General features: G+C 65.9%; 21 protein-coding genes. 14 read left to right on the top strand and 7 right to left on the bottom strand.

Annotated elements, in window-relative coordinates; genetic code table 11:
* Positions 1-4 precede the first annotated feature (4 nt).
* Entirely contained in the window at positions 5-1,198 is a 1,194-nt protein-coding gene (locus A3AS_RS0130120) for an alpha-D-ribose 1-methylphosphonate 5-triphosphate diphosphatase (RefSeq protein WP_018321217.1), read from the bottom strand.
* On the bottom strand, positions 1,195-1,866 hold the full coding sequence (locus tag A3AS_RS0130125) for a chloramphenicol acetyltransferase (protein WP_026202513.1): 672 nt from the start codon (positions 1,864-1,866) through the stop codon (positions 1,195-1,197). Before A3AS_RS0130125 ends, A3AS_RS0130120 begins: the two co-directional genes overlap by 4 nt.
* A 173-nt stretch (positions 1,867-2,039) precedes the next feature.
* On the opposite strand from A3AS_RS0130125, the gene phnC reads away from it, so the two are divergent.
* From phnC to phnE (A3AS_RS0130145), 4 genes are all read left to right on the top strand, one after another.
* Entirely contained in the window at positions 2,040-2,849 is an 810-nt protein-coding gene (gene phnC / locus A3AS_RS0130130) for a phosphonate ABC transporter ATP-binding protein (protein WP_018321219.1), read from the top strand.
* Between the two features lie 63 nt (positions 2,850-2,912).
* The gene (gene phnD / locus A3AS_RS0130135) at positions 2,913-3,848 is read left to right on the top strand and encodes a phosphonate ABC transporter substrate-binding protein (protein WP_018321220.1); all 936 of its coding nucleotides are present in this window, start codon (positions 2,913-2,915) and stop codon (positions 3,846-3,848) included.
* Positions 3,849-3,919: 71 nt separating this feature from the next.
* Positions 3,920-4,804: a phosphonate ABC transporter, permease protein PhnE gene (gene phnE, locus A3AS_RS0130140; RefSeq protein WP_018321221.1), complete on the top strand. Its 885-nt coding sequence runs from the start codon at positions 3,920-3,922 to the stop codon at positions 4,802-4,804.
* Positions 4,801-5,649 carry a phosphonate ABC transporter, permease protein PhnE gene (gene phnE / locus A3AS_RS0130145; RefSeq protein ID WP_018321222.1) on the top strand — a complete coding sequence of 283 codons (849 nt, stop codon included), beginning with the start codon at positions 4,801-4,803 and terminating at the stop codon, positions 5,647-5,649. Before phnE (A3AS_RS0130140) ends, phnE (A3AS_RS0130145) begins: the two co-directional genes overlap by 4 nt.
* A gap of 125 nt (positions 5,650-5,774) precedes the next feature.
* On the opposite strand, the gene phnF is transcribed toward phnE (A3AS_RS0130145), so the two are convergent.
* Complete coding sequence (phnF, locus tag A3AS_RS0130150; protein ID WP_018321223.1) at positions 5,775-6,503, bottom strand: phosphonate metabolism transcriptional regulator PhnF; 729 nt, start codon at positions 6,501-6,503, stop codon at positions 5,775-5,777.
* Positions 6,504-6,622: 119 nt separating this feature from the next.
* Here phnF and phnG point away from each other — a divergent pair, with 119 nt between their 5' ends.
* From phnG to A3AS_RS0130195, 9 genes are read left to right on the top strand one after another with little or no spacing between them, the layout of a single operon-like run.
* Complete coding sequence (gene phnG, locus A3AS_RS0130155; RefSeq protein ID WP_018321224.1) at positions 6,623-7,087, top strand: phosphonate C-P lyase system protein PhnG; 465 nt, start codon at positions 6,623-6,625, stop codon at positions 7,085-7,087.
* Positions 7,088-7,091: 4 nt separating this feature from the next.
* Complete coding sequence (phnH, locus tag A3AS_RS0130160; protein WP_018321225.1) at positions 7,092-7,700, top strand: phosphonate C-P lyase system protein PhnH; 609 nt, start codon at positions 7,092-7,094, stop codon at positions 7,698-7,700.
* 4 nt (positions 7,701-7,704) lie between these two features.
* Positions 7,705-8,808, top strand: coding sequence for a carbon-phosphorus lyase complex subunit PhnI (locus A3AS_RS0130165; protein ID WP_018321226.1), 1,104 nt, complete (start codon positions 7,705-7,707; stop codon positions 8,806-8,808).
* Positions 8,805-9,701, top strand: coding sequence for an alpha-D-ribose 1-methylphosphonate 5-phosphate C-P-lyase PhnJ (locus A3AS_RS0130170; protein WP_018321227.1), 897 nt, complete (start codon positions 8,805-8,807; stop codon positions 9,699-9,701). The genes A3AS_RS0130165 and A3AS_RS0130170 overlap by 4 nt, the downstream gene beginning before the upstream one ends.
* Positions 9,694-10,491 (top strand): phosphonate C-P lyase system protein PhnK, encoded by a 798-nt coding sequence (gene phnK, locus A3AS_RS0130175; RefSeq protein WP_018321228.1) that lies wholly within the window; start codon positions 9,694-9,696, stop codon positions 10,489-10,491. Before A3AS_RS0130170 ends, phnK begins: the two co-directional genes overlap by 8 nt.
* Positions 10,492-10,513: 22 nt before the next feature.
* Positions 10,514-11,212: a phosphonate C-P lyase system protein PhnL gene (gene phnL, locus A3AS_RS0130180; protein WP_020508766.1), complete on the top strand. Its 699-nt coding sequence runs from the start codon at positions 10,514-10,516 to the stop codon at positions 11,210-11,212.
* 11 nt (positions 11,213-11,223) lie between these two features.
* Positions 11,224-12,381: an alpha-D-ribose 1-methylphosphonate 5-triphosphate diphosphatase gene (locus A3AS_RS0130185; RefSeq protein WP_026202514.1), complete on the top strand. Its 1,158-nt coding sequence runs from the start codon at positions 11,224-11,226 to the stop codon at positions 12,379-12,381.
* Positions 12,378-12,974, top strand: a complete 597-nt coding sequence (phnN, locus tag A3AS_RS0130190; RefSeq protein WP_018321231.1) for a phosphonate metabolism protein/1,5-bisphosphokinase (PRPP-forming) PhnN — start codon at positions 12,378-12,380, stop codon at positions 12,972-12,974. Before A3AS_RS0130185 ends, phnN begins: the two co-directional genes overlap by 4 nt.
* A gap of 22 nt (positions 12,975-12,996) precedes the next feature.
* The gene (locus A3AS_RS0130195; RefSeq protein WP_018321232.1) at positions 12,997-13,608 is read left to right on the top strand and encodes a pyridoxamine 5'-phosphate oxidase family protein; all 612 of its coding nucleotides are present in this window, start codon (positions 12,997-12,999) and stop codon (positions 13,606-13,608) included.
* A 343-nt stretch (positions 13,609-13,951) separates the two neighbouring features.
* Here the strand turns inward: A3AS_RS0130195 and A3AS_RS47760 are convergent, their stop codons facing one another.
* The gene (locus A3AS_RS47760; protein ID WP_157644432.1) at positions 13,952-14,095 is read right to left on the bottom strand and encodes a hypothetical protein; all 144 of its coding nucleotides are present in this window, start codon (positions 14,093-14,095) and stop codon (positions 13,952-13,954) included.
* Between A3AS_RS47760 and A3AS_RS0130205 the strand changes: the two genes are divergently transcribed.
* Positions 14,094-14,297 (top strand): hypothetical protein, encoded by a 204-nt coding sequence (locus A3AS_RS0130205; protein ID WP_018321234.1) that lies wholly within the window; start codon positions 14,094-14,096, stop codon positions 14,295-14,297. The genes A3AS_RS47760 and A3AS_RS0130205 overlap by 2 nt on opposite strands.
* Here A3AS_RS0130205 and A3AS_RS0130210 read toward each other — a convergent pair whose 3' ends face one another.
* The 3 genes from A3AS_RS0130210 to A3AS_RS0130220 form a co-directional block, all read right to left on the bottom strand.
* Positions 14,298-14,801 (bottom strand): DUF6496 domain-containing protein, encoded by a 504-nt coding sequence (locus A3AS_RS0130210; protein WP_026202515.1) that lies wholly within the window; start codon positions 14,799-14,801, stop codon positions 14,298-14,300.
* 67 nt (positions 14,802-14,868) lie between these two features.
* The gene (locus A3AS_RS0130215) at positions 14,869-15,651 is read right to left on the bottom strand and encodes an alpha/beta fold hydrolase (protein WP_018321236.1); all 783 of its coding nucleotides are present in this window, start codon (positions 15,649-15,651) and stop codon (positions 14,869-14,871) included.
* 4 nt (positions 15,652-15,655) lie between these two features.
* Complete coding sequence (locus A3AS_RS0130220; protein WP_018321237.1) at positions 15,656-16,951, bottom strand: O-acetylhomoserine aminocarboxypropyltransferase; 1,296 nt, start codon at positions 16,949-16,951, stop codon at positions 15,656-15,658.
* Positions 16,952-17,151 lie beyond the last annotated feature (200 nt).

Genomic DNA, 17,151 nt, shown 5'->3' on the forward strand with positions numbered 1-17,151 from the left:
CAATTTACGCCGCGACGACAGTCTCGCGCTGCGTCGCCATAGCAGTTAGCACCCGCGTCGCATCGGTGAGATGGACGAGCTTTCCGCCCGCGATCACCGCAATCAGCCGTGGCCGCAGCGGCACGGTGTCGTCGACCAGCAGAATATCGGCGCGGCGTCCTTCCGCGAGCACGCCGCGATCGGCAAGGCCAGTGGCACGCGCAGGCCCGGCGGACACCAGATTCCAGGCGTCGGTCAGCGGCAGCACGCCGTCGGCGGCGAGGCGGAACGCGGCGAGCAGCTGCGCGGGATAATAATAGTCAGACGCCAGCACCGAGCAGAGCCCCTTGGCGATCATGTCGGAGGCCTTCGTCCAGCCGGTGTGGCTGCCGCCGCGCACGACGTTGGGCGCGCCGTAGACGATGGCGTCGGCGTGGCTTGCCGCCGCCCGCGCCGTCTCCTCGTTGATCGGAAACTCCGCGATGTCAGCGCCGAGATCGCGAAACTCCTGGCGCATCGCCGGCGTCGCATCATCGTGCGAGAGCATCCGCACCTCGGCCGCGCGCGCCGCGGCGGCCAGACGCGCAACCGAAGCCGGCACCTCGTCGGCGCGCGAGACCACGCGTTCGACCAGCCGGTCGAATTCCTCAGCTGACAGCCCGGTGCGCTCCACCATGCGGTTGCGCTTGCGCGGCTTGGCCATGTCGGCGACGGTGCCGTCCATGTGGTCGTTGAAAGCGAACAGGTCGACCCGGCCTTCGTTGAGCCACTCGCTGATCTCGGCCTCGGCATCGAGATTGTAGGTCTCGTGCCGCAGATGGAAGCGTGTGTCGGCGGCGAATTGCGGACGCTGCCGCTCGATGGCCTCCATCAGACCGCGCGCGTTGTCGGCGCTGCGCAGGCCCGGCTCCCACGAACAGGTCGTGGCGTGAAAGACGGTGGTGATGCCGTTGCTGATCGCCTGACGGTCGCTATCGGCGAGCGCGACATCGATCGGGAAGTCGACCCCGGCGCGCGGCATCATCTGCCGCTCGAAGGCATCGCCGTGCAGGTCGACGATGCCGGGTAGCACCAGCAGGTTGCGCGCATCGATGATCAGCCGCGACCGGCCCCGTGAGGCATCGACCTGCGCGATGTCCTGTCCCGACACCGCCAATGACGTTTCGACAAGCTCGGCGCCGATCAGGGCCCGGCCGCCTTCAAGGAAAATGTCTGTCACGCGACCGCGTTTCGTTTGCTGGTAAGGGATCTGGTCTGGGGAGTCGCTCGTGCTTCGTATGTCGCGAGAAAATCTTCAATCCCGAGCTTGCGGAAATCGGGCAGCGCTTCGCGCAATTTGTCGTGATCCCAGTCCCACCAGGCGAGCTTCGCGAGCCGTCCGGCGATCTCCTCGGAGAATCGCCGCCGCACGATGCGGGCGGGATTGCCGGCGACGATGGTGTAGGCCGGCACGTCCTTGGTGACGATGGCGCCGGCCGCGATCACCGCGCCGGTGCCGATGTTGCGGCCCGGCAGCACGATCGCGCCGTGGCCGATCCAGACGTCGTGGCCGATATGGACGTGGTGCTGCCGCCGCCAGTCGAAGAACTCGGCATCGTCGCTCTCGCCTTCGAAGTAGGCGCTGGAGCGATAGGTGAAATGCGCCTGGGTCGCGCGGTGCATCGGGTGATTGCCGGGATTGACGCGCGTCATCGCCGCGATCGAGCAGAATTTTCCGATGGTGGTGTAGGTGATCTGGGAATCGTTCACGACATAAGAGTAATCGCCCATCGCGACGTCGTGCAGGATGGTGCGCGCGCCGACCTCGGTATAGGCGCCGAGCCTGGTCTCGTGCAGCTTGGCCGAGGGGTCGACGGTCGGCTGGACCGAGAGAATCTTGGCGGCCATGTTGCATCCGATGCGCGAGGGCGGGCGTTCCTCTTCGAGCGGCTTGATGACGATGTCATGACATGGCGATGACAGGGGATGAGCTGTGTAGGATCGCCGCACCGCAACGCCCGTGTCACACAAGTGTCAAGCGCGGGCGTTAGCGGTTGGCTCCAGCTAATCTGGAGTCCCGCATGCTGGTGGTGGAAGGTCTGACGTGTCGCTTCGGCGCGAAAGCCGCGGTGGACGACGCTTCGTTTCAAATCTCCCCCGGCGGCTTCGTCGGTGTGATCGGACGGTCCGGCGCCGGCAAGTCGACGCTGCTGCGAACCATCAATCGTCTCGCGACGCCGACGCAGGGCCGCATCCTCTTTGACGGCATCGACGTCACCGCGCTGCGCGGCAAGGAGCTACGGCAGTGGCGGGCGCGGTCGGCCATGATCTTCCAGCAGTTCAACCTAGTTGGCCGGCTCGATGTCCTCACCAACGTCCTGATGGGACGCCTTGCGACGATGCCGGCCTGGCGCTCACTGTCGCAAGTGTGGCCCGAGCAGGACAAGGCGCTGGCGATGTCGGCGCTCGAGCAGTTCGACATCGCATCGCTCGCCGCCCAGCGTGCCGACCAGCTCTCCGGCGGCCAGCAGCAGCGCGTCGCGATCGCGCGTGCGCTGGTGCAGCAGCCCGACATCATCCTCGCCGACGAGCCGATCGCATCGCTCGATCCGCGCAACACCAAGATCGTGATGGATGCGCTGCTGCGCATCAACAAGCATTTCGGCATCACCGTGCTCTGCAATCTGCATTCGCTGGATCTCGCCCGCAGCTATTGCGACCGCCTGATCGGCATGGCGGCGGGCCGTGTGGTGTTCGACGGCGCGCCGTCCGCGCTGACCGAGCACGTTGCGCGTGAGCTCTATGATCTCGAAGCCGCCGACGTCATGGGCACCGTGCCCGTCCCGGCGCCCGAGGGCGTTCCGGCGCTCGGAACCGCCGCGGCCGCCTGAGCCGCGCCACATCTTTTGTTGCCAGTTTTGCGTCCACCGACCCCAACGGATGAAGAGGGTATCATGATCACTCGCAGATTAATTCTTGCCGGCGCCGCCGCGCTCGCGTTCACCGCCTCCGCCTCCGCCGACGATTGGAAGGCGAAATATCCCGAATTGACCTTTGCGGTCGTCCCGGCCGAGAACGCCTCCGGCGTCACCGAGCGCTGGGCGCCGTTCGTGAACTATCTCTCCAAGGAACTGGGCGTGAAGGTCACGCTGCGCATCGCCAACGACTACGCCGCCGTCATCGAGGGCCAGCGCGCCGGCAACATCCACATCGCCAGCTACGGCTCGGCCTCGTTCGCCCGCGCCCGCCTGACCGGCGTCAAGTCCGACGCCTTCGCCAACGACATCAATGCCGACGGCTCGACCGGCTATTACTCGGTGTTCTTCGTCAAGGCGAGCAGCGCCTACAAGAAGGTCGACGATCTCAAGGGCAAGAATCTCGGCCTCGTCGATCCGAACTCGACCTCCGGCAACAACGTGCCGCGCTTCGAGCTGGACAAGATGGGCATCCCCGATGCCGACGGCTATTTCGGCAAGGTCGTCTTCACCGGCAGCCACGAGAACGCAATGCTGGCGCTGTCGCAGGGCACGGTCGACGTCGCCGCCAACCAGTGGACCAGCGACGACGATTCCACGCTGGCGCAGATGCTGACCAAGGGCATGCTGAAGAATGCCGACGGTTCGGCGATGAAGAAGGACGACTTCCGCATCATCCACAAGTCGGCGCCGATCATCAACGGCCCCTATGCCTACAATTCCGACCTGCCGGAAGACGCCAAGGCCGCCATCGCGAAGGCGTTCTTCGACGCACCGGCCAAGGACAAGGCCGCGTTCGACCGCCTCTCCGACGGTCAGAAGAAGGGCTTTCATCCCGCCACCACCAAGGACTGGGATGGCACGATCGAGCTGATCAAGTTCGTCGATGCGCTGCGTAAGAAGAAGGCGTCCTGATCTCAGGGCGATGCAACTGGAGCCGGGTCCCTGGACCCGGCTCTTTCTTTGACGGAACTCATCTCAGGCCGATGACAACAGCGGTTTCGATCCTCCCCGAGCAGCAGCTTGCCGTGCTCAACGCCGCTTATCGCCAGGCGGTCGGGCGCAGGCGGCTCCGCCTGCTGTTGGGGATCGCGGTCTTCGGCGCCGCGCTGGCTCTCGCGGGAATCGGCGCGGAGGTGAATCTGCGCACGCTCTTCACCTATTTCGGCAATTTCATCAGCTATTTCGATCGCATCCTCACGCTCGACAACGGCCAGCGCGTCTGGACCGATGTCGGCGAGTGGCTCTGGGGCTGGCGCAAATGGCTGAAGATGCTCGGCGAGACGCTGCTGATCTCCTATGTCGGCACGCTGATCGGCGCGACCTTGGCATTTTGCCTGAACTTCTTCGCGGCTGAAAACACCTCGCCCGCACCCTGGCTGCGCTTCGTCGTCCGGCGCCTGCTCGAGTTCGCCCGCACCGTTCCGGGCATCGTCTTCGCGCTGATCTTCGTGATCGCCTTCGGGCTCGGACCGATGGCGGGCGTGCTTGCGATCGCGATCCACTCCACCGGCGCGCTCGGAAAGCTGTTCTCGGAAATCGTCGAGAACGCCGACATGAAGCCGGTCGAAGGCATCCGCTCGACCGGCGCGAGCTGGCTGTCCTGCATGCGGTTCGCCGTCGTGCCGCAGGTGACCGCGGGTTATGCGAGCTACGCGCTGCTGCGCTTCGAGATCAACGTCCGTGAAGCCTCCGTGATGGGCTTCGTCGGTGCCGGCGGCATCGGCCAGGAACTCGTCGTCGCGATCCGCAAATTCTACTATTCGGACGTCAGCGCGATCCTGCTCACCATCATCGTCACCGTCTTCATCATCGACATCAGCACCGGTTGGCTGCGCGGCCGCCTGTTCGGCAAGGAGGCGCGGACGTGACGAGGCGGCAAGCGATCGACACGCGAGAGCTTCGCGCGCGCTATCCGGATGTGTTCGACCGGCCGGCCTCGGCGCGGCTTGCCACACCCGCGATGATCGTCGCGGCGTTCGCGGTCCTCGTTTATGGCCTCGTCGATCTCGACTTCTCGCCGTCGCGCTTCTTCGCAGGTCTCAGCCAGCTCGGCTGGATCACCTTGATGATGATCCCGCCCGATCCCGGCTCCTCACTGCCGATCTATCTGAAGGCGCTCGGCGAGACGCTGTCGATCGCGCTGCTCGGCACGACGCTCGCCGCAATCTTCGCGCTTCCGGTCAGCCTGCTCGCCGCGCGCAACGTGGTGCCGTCGAGCATCCTGCGCTTCCCGGTTCGCCGCGTGCTGGATTCGATCCGCGGCGTCGACACGCTGATCTGGGCGCTGGTGTGGATCAACGTCGTCGGGCTCGGCCCGTTCGCCGGCGTGCTCGCCATTGCGGTGTCGGATTTCGGCGCCTTCGGCAAGCTGTTCTCGGAGGCGATCGAGGGCGCCGACCAGAAGCAGGTCGAGGGCATCCGCGCCTCCGGCGGCAGCCCGCTGCACGAGATCCGCTTCGGGCTGTTGCCGCAGGTGCTGCCCGTGATCGCCGGCCAGGTGCTCTATTTCATCGAATCCAACACCCGCTCGGCCACCATCATCGGCATCGTCGGTGCCGGCGGCATCGGCCTGCAGCTCGCCGAGCAGATCCGCGTGCTGGAATGGCAGAAGGTGTCGTTCCTGATCCTGATGATCCTGGTCGCGGTCGCCGCGATCGATTTCATCTCGGGCAAGCTGCGCTTTGCGATCATTGGGCGCAGGGCCGTGGCCTGATCAAAAGTGCCGTAGGGTGGGCAAAGCGCAGCGTGCCCACGATTTTTAACGATCGAGAAAGATCGTGGGCACGGCGCGAAGTGCGCCTTTGCCCACCCTACGGCTCCGGTTTCTTGGAGAGAGCCCTACGACTCCACCAGAAACTCCACCCGTTCCGCGGCGAAGCGCGAATGCTTGGTCATCAGCGGCTTGCCGTCGAGATCGTGGTCGGTGGCATCGACCACTAGGATCGGCCGTCCGAGCGCGAGATCGAGCCGGGCCGCGTCGGTTGCGTCGACGATGCCGGCGGTGATCCGGGTCGCGCCGCGGCGATAGTCGCGCACCCCATAATGCTCCAGCAGCTTCGTCATCGAGCGCGTCGCCGCGAACACGGCACCGGCGCCGGGAAACAATTCCGCGGACAGCCAGGTGGTGGAGACGCAAATCGGCGTGCGGTCGGCAAGGCGAATCGCCTCGATCCGCACCAAGGGCGCGCCGGCCTTCAGGCCGAGCTCGCGCGCCAGCTCGCGGGTCGCGACATCGTCGGTCGCCTCGATCAACTGACCGCGCGGCTCGCGGCCACCGGCGCCGACGATCTCGGAGAAGCGCGTGCGCGAGCGCAGGGGATAGGCGAGCTTCTGCGCTTCGACATAAGTTCCGCTGCCGCGCTCGGCGCGCACCAGGCCGCGCTCGGCAAGCGCTGCCAGCGCGCGCCGCACGGTGTGGCGATTCACCCGATAGGTTTCGGCGATCTCCATCTCGCCCGGCAATTTGTCGCCGGCCGCAAAGCGGCCGTCGGCGATGCCGCGCTCGATGCCGTCGGCAACGAGGCGCCATAGCGCGACGCCGGACGACGCAGTGTCTTGCATGCTCATATCGCCGGCCAGCCTAGCCCAGAAATCACGCACTTGTCACGAAACAGTCATGGCGCTCCCGTATTAAGTTGTCTATTATCATAGACAACTTCAGCGCGGCAAGTTCTGTCAAAGGTTCGGTGAATCAGGTGACCCTGCACAACAACCAGCAAGCCCAGCGCCAAGCCGCCATGGCCGTGCTGGCGCACGCGGAGGCGGGCGAGATCGCCGCCCGCCTCCGCAACTTGGCGCTCCCGGCCCATCAGGACCTGCGCGCGCCCGAAAACGGTCTCGTCATGCTGCGCGGCCGGGTCGGCGGCGACGGCGCGCCGTTCAATCTCGGTGAGGCCACGGTGTCGCGCGCCGCGGTGCGGCTTGCGAGCGGCGAGGTCGGATTCGGCTACACGCTCGGGCGCGACGGCGAGAAAGCGCGGCTGATCGCTTTGTGCGACGCCCTGGTGCAGTCGAGGGATTTTGGCGGAGTGGTGGAGCGGGACGTTATCGCCCCGTTGCGTGAGCAGCTTATGGCTGGCCGCGCGCAGGCGGCGGCCGAGACCGCTGCGACGAAGGTTGATTTCTACACCATGGTGCGCGGTGAGGGGTGAGATCATGACCACGATTGCGGAATTGCCGCCGGGCTTCGCCGACAAGGTGCTGTCGGCGCAATCGACCTTTCGCTCGGTCATGGACGCGATGGCGCGGCCGGGCTCGGTCCAGCGCATCGTACCGGGGGCGGGGGCGCCCGACAGGATGATGCGCGGCACGGCCGCGATCGCGCTGACGCTGTTCGATCACGACACGCCGCTCTGGCTCGACGCGCGGCTGGCGGAGAGCCCGAACGTGGTGAAATGGTTGAAGTTTCACACCGGCGCGCCCGTGGTGCAGGATTCCTCGATCGCGAGTTTTGCGCTGATCAGCGACGGCGGTGCGCTGCCGCCGCTCGAACGCTTCGCGCTCGGAACCAGCGAATATCCGGATCGGTCCACCACGGTGATCCTGCAGGTCGATAGCCTCGACTCCGGACGGAGCTTCGAGCTGCGCGGTCCCGGCATCGACGGCGCCGCCATGCTCAATGCGTCGATCAAGCCGTTCGATCTGTTCGAGCGTATGCACATCAACGAGGCGCTGTTTCCGCGCGGCATCGATGTGGTGCTGGTGGCCGATGACGCCGTGGTCGCGATCCCCCGCACCACGCGAATCGTGAGCAAGGGAAGCTAGAAGCATGTATGTCGCAGTCAAAGGCGGCGAACGCGCCATCGAGAACGCCCATCGCCTGCTCGCAGACAAGCGGCGCGGCGACCAAGGCGTTCCGGAGGTCACGCTCGACCAGATCTCGGAGCAGCTTGGCCTCGCCGTGGACCGCGTCATGAGCGAAGGCTCGCTCTATGACCGCGAGCTCGCGGCCCTCGCGATCAAGCAGGCGCGCGGCGATCTGATCGAGGCGATCTTCCTGGTTCGCGCCTTCCGCGCCACGATGCCGCGTTTCGGCGCGAGCGAGCCGGTCGACACCGGCGCGATGCGCGTGCAGCGGCGGGTGTCCTCGACCTTCAAGGACATTCCCGGCGGGCAGATCCTCGGGCCGACCTTCGACTACACCCATCGCCTGCTCGATCCCGCGCTCGCGCAAGGCTTTGTGCCGGAGGTTCCGGCAACGGCGGAAGCCTCGACGGCGCCGACGCCGCGCGTGACCGACATCCTCGGCCGCGACGGACTGATCGAATCCTCTCCGCAGGCCGAGGACGGCGCCAGCGTCGGCGATCTCACCCGCGAGCCGCTGAACTTTCCTGCGGACCGTGATTTGCGCCTGCAGAATCTCGCACGTGGTGACGAAGGATTTTTGCTGGCGATGGGCTATTCCACCCAGCGCGGCTATGGCCGCAACCATCCCTTCGCCGGCGAGATCCGCTTCGGCGAGGTCGAGGTGGAATTTTCGGCGGAAGATGTCGGCTTCGCCGTGCCGCTCGGCTCGATCGAGCTCACCGAGTGCCAGATGGTCAACCAGTTCAAGGGCTCCGCGACCGAAGCGCCGTGCTTCACCCGCGGCTATGGCCTCGCCTTCGGCCAGAGCGAGCGCAAGACCATGTCGATGGCCCTGGTCGACCGCGCGCTGCGTGCCCGCGAGCTCGGTGAGGAGGCACTCGCCCCCGCGCAAGATGAAGAATTCGTGATGTCGCATTCGGACAATGTCCAGGCCACCGGCTTCGTGGAGCATCTGAAGCTGCCGCATTATGTCGACTTCCAGTCCGAGCTCGGCCTGCTCCGCAAGCTGCGCAAGGAATTCACTGACGCCCAGGCGCCTGATGCCATGAAGGAGGCCGCGGAATGAACGCGCCCGCCTACAATTTCGCCTATCTCGACGAGCAGACCAAGCGGATGATCCGCCGCGCTATCCTGAAGGCGATCGCCATTCCCGGCTATCAGGTGCCGTTCGCCAGCCGCGAGATGCCGATGCCCTATGGCTGGGGCACCGGCGGCGTGCAGGTGACCGCTGCGATCCTCGGTCCCGCCGACGTGCTGAAGGTGATCGACCAGGGCTCCGACGACACCACCAACGCGATCTCGATCCGGAAATTCTTCGCCAAGACCGCGGGCGTTGCCACGACGACCGCAACTGACGAAGCGACGGTGATCCAGACCCGCCACCGCATCCCCGAGGCGACGCTGCACGCAAACCAGGTGCTGGTCTATCAGGTGCCGATCCCGGAGCCGCTGCGTTTCCTCGAGCCGCGCGAGACCGAGACGCGGCGCATGCACGCGCTGGCCGAATACGGCCTGATGCATGTGAAGCTCTATGAGGACATCGCCCGCTTCGGCCACATCGCCACCGCCTACGCCTATCCGGTCAAGGTCAATGCGCGCTACGTGATGGATCCGTCGCCGACGCCGAAATTCGACAATCCCAAGATGGACAATTGCCCGGCGTTGCAATTGTTCGGCGCCGGCCGCGAGAAGCGCATCTATGCGATCCCGCCTTACACGAAGGTGGTGTCGCTCGATTTCGAGGATCATCCGTTCGAGCCCTATCGCTTCAACGCGCCCTGCGCGCTGTGCGGCGCGGAGAATTCCTATCTCGACGAGATCGTCACCGACGACAAGGGCGGACGGATGTTCGTGTGCTCGGACACCGACTATTGCGAGAGCCGCCAGGCCGCCGGCCATCACGGCAGCCTCAGCGCCGCGCCGTACAAGGAGAAGGCGCAAGGAGGCACCAATGGTTGATCACGCGGCGCTCGAAAACGATCAGCCGCTGCTGGTCGCGACCTCCCTCAGCAAATCCTTCGGCCGTATCGCCGCGTGCCGTGACGTCTCCTTCGCGCTGTATCCCGGCGAAGTGCTGGCGATCGTCGGCGAATCTGGTTCGGGCAAGTCGACGCTGCTGCAACTCCTGTCGGGCCAGCTCGCGGCCAGCGGCGGCCATGTGTCCTATCGGATGCGCGACGGTGTCGCCCGCGATCTCGCCTCGCTCGGCGAAGCCGAGCGGCGTTTCCTGTATCGTACCGATTGGGGTTTTGTGCATCAGGATCCTGCGCAGGGCTTGCGCATGGCGGTCTCGGCCGGCGCCAATGTCGGCGAGCGGCTGATGGCGGTGGGTTGGAATCACTATGGCCGCATCCGCGAGACCGCGTCCGACTGGCTCACCCGCGTCGAGATCGACACCGCCCGCATCGACGATGCACCGCGGACCTATTCCGGCGGCATGCGCCAGCGTCTCCAGATCGCGCGCAACCTCGTCACCGAACCGCGGTTGGTGTTCATGGACGAGCCGACCGGCGGACTCGACGTGTCCGTGCAGGCGCGCCTGCTCGACCTCGTGCGCAGCCTCGTCGCCGAGCTGCACCTCGCGGTCATCATCGTCACCCACGACCTCGCGGTGGCGCGGCTGCTCTCGCACCGCGTGATGGTGATGAAGGGCGGCCGCGTCATCGAGACCGGTCTCACCGACCAGGTTCTCGACGATCCCCGCGAGCCCTATACGCAACTTCTCGTCTCCTCGATCCTGCCGCCATGAACCTTTCAATATGAGCTTTCCAATGACCGCCATGATCGACGTCACCGATGCCAACAAGACTTTCACCATGCACCTGCAGGGCGGCATCGAGTTGCCTGTCGTCAGCGGCGTGACCTTCCAGGTCAACGCGAGCGAATGCGTCGTGCTGTCGGGGCCGTCAGGCGCCGGCAAGTCCTCGATCCTGAAGATGATCTTCGGCAATTACCGCTGCGATAGCGGCCGCATCGGCATCCGCCACCGCGGCGCGCTGATCGATCTCGCCAGCGCCGAGCCGCGCCAGGTGCTCAACGTCCGTCGCGCCACCATCGGCTATGTCAGCCAGTTCCTGCGCGCCGTGCCGCGGGTGGCCACTATCGACGTCGTCGCCGAGCCGCTGATCGTGAACGGCATGCCACGCGCCGACGCGCAAGCCCGCGGCGGCGATTTGCTGCACCGCCTCAACATCCCCGAGCGTCTGTGGCAGCTTCCGCCCGCGACCTTCTCCGGCGGCGAGCAGCAGCGCGTCAACATCGCGCGCGGCTTCATCTCGGACCTGCCGATACTGCTGCTGGACGAGCCGACCGCCTCGCTGGATGCCGCCAACCGCGCGGTCGTGGTCGAGCTGGTCGCCGAGAAGAAGCGCCAGGGCGTCGCCATGGTCGCCATTGTCCATGACGACGAAATCCGTCATCTGATTGCCGACCGCATCGTCGACGTCACCAGCTTTGCCGCCGCGGCCTGAAGGAAATGGAAATGAACGCCAAGCCGAAGGACATTGTGATCGCCAACGCCAGGATCGTGCTGGCTGACCGGGTGATCGAGCAGGGCTGGCTCGCTCTTGCCGACGGGCGCATCGCCGAGATCGGCGATGGGACTGCGCCTGCGGGCGCCGAGGATGCCGGCGGCGATTTGATCATGCCGGGCCTGATCGAGCTGCACACCGACCATCTCGAAGCCCATTACGTGCCGCGGCCAAAGGTGTTCTGGAATCCGGTCGCGGCCGTGATCTCCTATGACGGCCAGCTCGCGACTTCGGGCATCACCACCGTGTTCGATTCGCTCCGGGTCTGGCGCGAGGACGGCGCCGAGGAGGTCGACGGCCGCGCCGGCGTGCTCGCCGCCGCGATCACGACCTCGCGCGACGCCAGCCTGCTGCGCGCCGACCACTTCCTGCACCTGCGCTGCGAGATCCCGATGCCGAGCGTGGTCGAGGAGGCCAGGGAGCTGATCGACCGTCCCGACGTCAAGCTGATGTCGTTGATGGACCACACGCCCGGCCAGCGTCAGTTCCGTGACGAGGTCAAGCTGCGCGACTATTATCGCGGCAAGGGCGGCGGCAAGACCGATGCCGAGCTCGACGAGCTGTTCGCCAAGCGCTTCGAATATCAGAAGCTCTATGCCGCGAGCAACATGCGCGAGATCGTGGCGCTGGCGCATCAGTACAAGATCCCGCTCGCAAGCCACGACGACACCACCGAGGAGAACGTTGCGGATGCCGTGCGCGATCGCGTGTCGGTGGCGGAATTCCCGACCACGCTCGAAGCCGCGCGCGGCTTGCACGAGGCCGGCATCGACATCCTGATGGGCGCGCCGAACGTCGTGCGCGGCGGTTCGCACTCCGGCAACATCGCCGCGGTCGATCTCGCCCGCGAAGGCCTGCTCGACATCCTGTCGTCGGACTACATCCCGTCGAGCCTCCTGATGGGGGCGCTGCAATTGCCCGAGCACGTGCCCGCCATCGGCCTTCCCGCGGCGATCCGCACCGTGACCAAGGCGCCGGCGGAGGCGGTTGGCCTCACCGACCGCGGCGAGGTCGCGATCGGCAAGCGTGCCGACCTCATTCGCGTGCATGTCGCGGGCCACGTTCCCGTCGTCCGCAGTGTCTGGCGCGAAGGACACCGTGTCGCATGAGCGAGAGCGCAACCATAGCGGGCGAGCAGACCGGCGCGATCGGACCTGGACGGCTCGTGCTGGTGGTCGGTCCCAGCGGCGCCGGCAAGGACACGCTGCTGCGGCTGGCGCAGGCGGCCTGCGCTGACGATCACGACATTGTCTTCCCGCGCCGAATCGTGACGCGTGAATCCTCCGCCGACGAAGACAATGTCGCGCTTGGCCCCGACGAGTTCCGCCGCGCGTGCGAGCATGGCGATTTCGCCGTGCATTGGGATGCGCACGGGCATTCCTATGCGCTGCCGCTCGACATCAACGACGATATCCGCGCCGGCCGCACGGTCGTCGCCAACGTCTCGCGCACCGTGATCGGCGCACTGCGCCAGGCCTATGCTGACATCGTGGTGGTTGCGATCACGGCGCCGCCGGATGTGCTGGCCGCACGGCTGGCTGCCCGCGCGCGACAAAGCGACGGCAACATCGCCGAGCGTCTCACCCGCAGCGTCGACGACAGGTCGGCGCAGGCTGATGTCACCATCCTCAATGCCGGCGGCGTGGACTATCATGCGCGCCAGCTCGTGCGCGTGATCAGGAATGAAGGCTGGCACGATTAGCCAGTACAGCAAGGAGAACGGAATGTCGGTGATTGAAACGATCGAACAGCTGGAGGCCATCTACGGCGCCACCAACGACGCCTCGACCGTGAAAGTCGCCGACCACGTCACCCCGCTCTACCGCGTCTTCATCGAGAAGGCGCCGTTCGCCGCGCTCGCCACCATCGGACCGGAAGGCATCGACTGCTCGCCGCGTGGTGACTTGCCCGGCTTCGTCCGTATCCATGATCCCAAGACGCTGATGCTGCCGGATCGTCGCGGCAACAACCGGGTCGATTCCCTTCGCAACATCGTGCGCGACCCGCGCGTGTCGTTGATGTTCCTGATCCCCGGCTCCGGCAATGCGGTTCGCGCCAACGGCCGCGCCCATCTCTCGGTCGATCCCGAGCTGCTGGCCTCGTTCAACGTCGAGGGCAAGGCGCCGCGCAGCGTCATGGTGATGAAGGTGGCCGAGATTTACTTCCAGTGCGCTCGCGCCATCGTCCGCTCCGACCTCTGGAATCCCGACAAGCGTATCGATCCCAAGACGCTGCCGACGCCCGGTCAGATCCTCGCCGAGATGAGCGACAACAAGGTCGGCGGCGCGGAGTACGATCGCATCTGGCCCGAGCGCGCCGCTGCGACGATGTGGTGAGACTTTCTTCCCCTCTCCCCTTGTGGGAGAGGGTGGCTCGCCGCATAGCGGCGAGACGGGNGAGGGGNTCTCTCCGCGCGCTAGTCTCTCTCATTTGAACCTGCGGAACGAACCCCTCATCCGGCGCTTCGCGCCACCTTCTCCCACAAGGGGAGAAGGAAAGGAGCGAGCCGCGCGAGGTAAATCCGGCTGCCACTGCTCACCGCGGGAGAAGCGCGACCACGCGCGGCCCGCAAATATGGATAGCCATTTCATTGACCAATCGCGGCAATCGCTCGATAGTCGCACATCGAAACTGCTCCTCGAGTCCAAGCCGCACCATGAGAACCGATCGCCAGCGCAATCAGAACGACATGCTCGCATGCATGACGCGGCGCTGTTTCTCGGCGGCGACGGGTGCCTGTTGTTGTTGCTGACCGCGTCCTAGCAACATCCACATCGCAATTGCCAGACAGGAGCGCCGGAATTCCGGCGAACGAGCAGTCATGTCCCACACCCAGTCCAACGCCTATATCATCGAGATCCACGATCGTGCCGCCGGCATCATCACGAGGGATGCCCGCGGCTTCCGCTTCTTCTCCTCCGAGCGCCTGTTCGACAGTCTCGAAGGCCGCCAGTTCCGCTCGGCGCGCGAGGCGGAGTGCGCGGCCCGCGCCGTGTTCTCGGAGCGTCGCAATCGCCTGAGCTGATCAGCTCCGGCGGCGTGCCCTGGTGCGGGCCGCTTTCTTCGCGGCAGCGGAGCGGGCCTTGGCGCCCTTGGTCTGGCTCGCCTTCCGTGCGGCAGCCGAACGCGACGCCGCGGTTCGTCCGCTCGCGGCGCGCTTGCCCTGCTTCGACAGCGCGCTGCGCGATGCGGTCGAGCGCGGCTCTTTCTTCAGGACGTTCTCGACCGCGCGCGACACTTTCGGCCGGCGCTTCGGCGTGCGTTTGCCTTGGCCGACCTCGTAAGCATATTTGGCGCTGCGGCGTGTCGATTTCTTGGTTCGTCCTTTGGGCGGCGGCGGCAGATCGACGCCGGCGCGGCGCGCCTCGGACAGGCCGATCGCAATGGCCTGCTTGGTCGACCGTGCGCCGTGCTTGCCTTTCCGGATCCTGTCGATCTCGTCCTTGACGAATTCGCCCGCCTGCGTGCTTGCCGATTTGCCCGCGCGCTTGTCCCGCTTCGCTTTGCGGATCACTTCTTGTCTTGGCATGGGTGAGTTCCCTCAAGATGTACAGGGATGTCTCACCGCAACGCGCAGAATGATCGATTGATCCTTCTCAGTTCCGCAAGGCCGCAAGCAATTCGTCCGGCCGCTCTGCCATGATCATATGCCCGGCGCCCGGCACCATGACGGTCTTTGCATGCGGGATGGCGGCTGCAAGAGCCTTGCCCGCCTTCGCCGGGGTCATCATGTCGCGTTCGCCGAGAATTAATGTCGTCGGCACCTTCACGCTCGCTGCGGCGGTCAGCGCATTCGCGTAGGCATTGCAGGCCGACAGATCCCGGAACAGCACGCCGGGCTCGCAAGACTTCAGCACCGCCTGCGCGCCGCCATGCATCCACAGGCCCGGCGCGAGGCTGCCGCCGAGCTCGGCGTTGAAGCCGAGGCCCCAGATCGAGACCATGTCGTTGGCATCCTGCGAGTTGGCTTCGGCGGCCTTCAGCAGATCCGGCCCGACCGTCATGGTCGCGGCGGTGCCGATCAGGCTCAGCGCGGAGACCTTGTCGGGATGCCGGGCCGCCGTCTCCAGCGAGATCAGCGACCCCATGGAATGGCCGATCAGATGCGCCTTCGCGGCGCCTGCCGCATCGAGCAGTGCCGCGGTCCAGTCGGCCATCTCGGCGATGCTGCCGAGCGAAGGTCCGCTGGAGCGGCCGTGAGCGGGAAGATCTGGCGCCAGCACGCCAAAACCGTGATGGGCGAACCAGCGCGTATGCAGCGCCCAGGTCGAATGGTCGAAGCCGGCGCCGTGGAGGAAGACGACCGCGGGCAGGGACTTGTCGAAGTCGCGGCCGCCGGTTGCGACGAACACATCAGCGCCGTTGACGGAGAGCTTCATGGTGTCAGACCTTCTGCGAGATGCGCAGCGCCTGCGCGAGATCGTCGATGATGTCGCTGGCGGTCTCGATGCCGACCGAGAGCCGCACCAGTTCCTCGCCGATGCCGGCCGCCTTGAGCTGTTCGGCATCCATCTGCTGATGCGTGGTCGATGCCGGGTGGATCACCAGCGTCTTGGCATCGCCGACATTGGCGAGATGGCTGATCATGCGCAGGGACTCGATGAACTTGCGCCCTGCAGGCCGCCCGCCCTTGATACCGAAGGAGATGATCGAGCCGGCGCCCCGCGGCAAGAGCTGCCTTGCGAGCTGATAGTCCGTGTGATTCTCCAGCGAGGGGTGTAGCACCCAGTCGACGGCCTTGTTGGACTTCAGGGCTTCCAGCACGAGGTGCGTGTTCTGCATGTGACGGTCCATGCGGACGCCCAGCGTCTCGACGCCCTGCAGGAGCTGGAACGCGTTGGTGGGCGACAGGCAGGCGCCGAAATCGCGCAGGCCCTCGGTCCGTGCGCGCATGATGAAGGCGGCGGTGCCGAACTGCTCGTCGAAGACGATGCCGTGATAGCCGCCATAGGGCTCGGTCAGCACGCCGAACTTGCCGGAAGAGCGCCAGTTGAAGTTGCCGCCGTCAATGATCGCGCCGCCGATCGCGATGCCGTGGCCGCCGATCCATTTGGTCGCCGAATGCATGACGATGTCGGCCCCGAGCTCGATCGGGCGACTGAGATAGGGCGTGGCAAAGGTGTTGTCGATAAGCAACGGAATCTTTGCCTCATGGGCGATCTGAGCGACCTTGGGAATGTCGAGCACTTCCAGCCCGGGATTGCCGATGGTCTCGCCGATCACGAGCTTGGTGTTCGGCTTGATCGCTGCGCGGAACGCATCGAGATCGCGCGGCTTCACAAAGCTGGTGGTGATGCCGAAGCGCGGCAGCGTGTGCGCCAGCAGGTTGATGGTGCCGCCATAGAGCGAGCTCGACGCCACGATGTGGTCGCCGGCGCTCAGCAGCGTCGCGATCGCCAGATGCAACGCGGCCATGCCGCTCGCGGTGCAGATCGCGCCGACTCCGCCCTCCAGCGCGGCGAGTCGCTCCTCCAGCACGCCGGTGGTGGGATTGGAGATGCGCGTATAGATGTGGCCGGCGCGCTCCAGATTGAACAGTGCGGCGGCGTGATCGGAATCCTGGAACACGTACGACGTGGTCTGGTAGATCGGCACCGCGCGGGCCCCGGTCACGGGATCCGGATGCTGGCCCGCATGCAGGCTCAGGGTCTCGAAGGCAGGCGGTTTCGGCGCGGGCATGCGGGGGCCTCGTTGTCGGTCGGCGGAGGAGGCGTTGTGCCATAAAATTGTGCGGGACGTCAGCCCATTGATAGCCGCGATGACGGTGCGCTCCCTCTCCCGCTTGCGGGGGAGGGCTGGGGAGGGGGTGTCTCCGCGTCGGGATTGTTGCTGATTGCGGAGAATGTCCCTGCGTGGCGAGAGCCCTCACCCGCCGCGCT

The organism is Bradyrhizobium sp. WSM2793, from assembly GCF_000379585.1.
In the GTDB taxonomy this organism is placed as follows: Bacteria; Pseudomonadota; Alphaproteobacteria; order Rhizobiales; family Xanthobacteraceae; genus Bradyrhizobium.

Coding starts and splice junctions, on each gene's coding strand:
- A3AS_RS47760 (WP_157644432.1), bottom strand. CDS start 14,095: ATGACTGCTCGTTCGCCGGAATTCCGGCGCTCCTGTCTGGCAATTGCG.
- phnC (WP_018321219.1), top strand. CDS start 2,040: ATGCTGGTGGTGGAAGGTCTGACGTGTCGCTTCGGCGCGAAAGCCGCG.
- A3AS_RS0130185 (WP_026202514.1), top strand. CDS start 11,224: ATGAACGCCAAGCCGAAGGACATTGTGATCGCCAACGCCAGGATCGTG.
- A3AS_RS0130165 (WP_018321226.1), top strand. CDS start 7,705: ATGTATGTCGCAGTCAAAGGCGGCGAACGCGCCATCGAGAACGCCCAT.
- A3AS_RS0130215 (WP_018321236.1), bottom strand. CDS start 15,651: ATGAAGCTCTCCGTCAACGGCGCTGATGTGTTCGTCGCAACCGGCGGC.
- A3AS_RS0130205 (WP_018321234.1), top strand. CDS start 14,094: ATGTCCCACACCCAGTCCAACGCCTATATCATCGAGATCCACGATCGT.
- phnN (WP_018321231.1), top strand. CDS start 12,378: ATGAGCGAGAGCGCAACCATAGCGGGCGAGCAGACCGGCGCGATCGGA.
- A3AS_RS0130170 (WP_018321227.1), top strand. CDS start 8,805: ATGAACGCGCCCGCCTACAATTTCGCCTATCTCGACGAGCAGACCAAG.
- A3AS_RS0130210 (WP_026202515.1), bottom strand. CDS start 14,801: ATGCCAAGACAAGAAGTGATCCGCAAAGCGAAGCGGGACAAGCGCGCG.
- phnE (WP_018321221.1), top strand. CDS start 3,920: ATGACAACAGCGGTTTCGATCCTCCCCGAGCAGCAGCTTGCCGTGCTC.
- phnK (WP_018321228.1), top strand. CDS start 9,694: ATGGTTGATCACGCGGCGCTCGAAAACGATCAGCCGCTGCTGGTCGCG.
- phnF (WP_018321223.1), bottom strand. CDS start 6,503: ATGAGCATGCAAGACACTGCGTCGTCCGGCGTCGCGCTATGGCGCCTC.
- phnH (WP_018321225.1), top strand. CDS start 7,092: ATGACCACGATTGCGGAATTGCCGCCGGGCTTCGCCGACAAGGTGCTG.
- A3AS_RS0130195 (WP_018321232.1), top strand. CDS start 12,997: ATGTCGGTGATTGAAACGATCGAACAGCTGGAGGCCATCTACGGCGCC.
- A3AS_RS0130125 (WP_026202513.1), bottom strand. CDS start 1,866: ATGGCCGCCAAGATTCTCTCGGTCCAGCCGACCGTCGACCCCTCGGCC.
- phnL (WP_020508766.1), top strand. CDS start 10,514: ATGACCGCCATGATCGACGTCACCGATGCCAACAAGACTTTCACCATG.
- phnD (WP_018321220.1), top strand. CDS start 2,913: ATGATCACTCGCAGATTAATTCTTGCCGGCGCCGCCGCGCTCGCGTTC.
- A3AS_RS0130220 (WP_018321237.1), bottom strand. CDS start 16,951: ATGCCCGCGCCGAAACCGCCTGCCTTCGAGACCCTGAGCCTGCATGCG.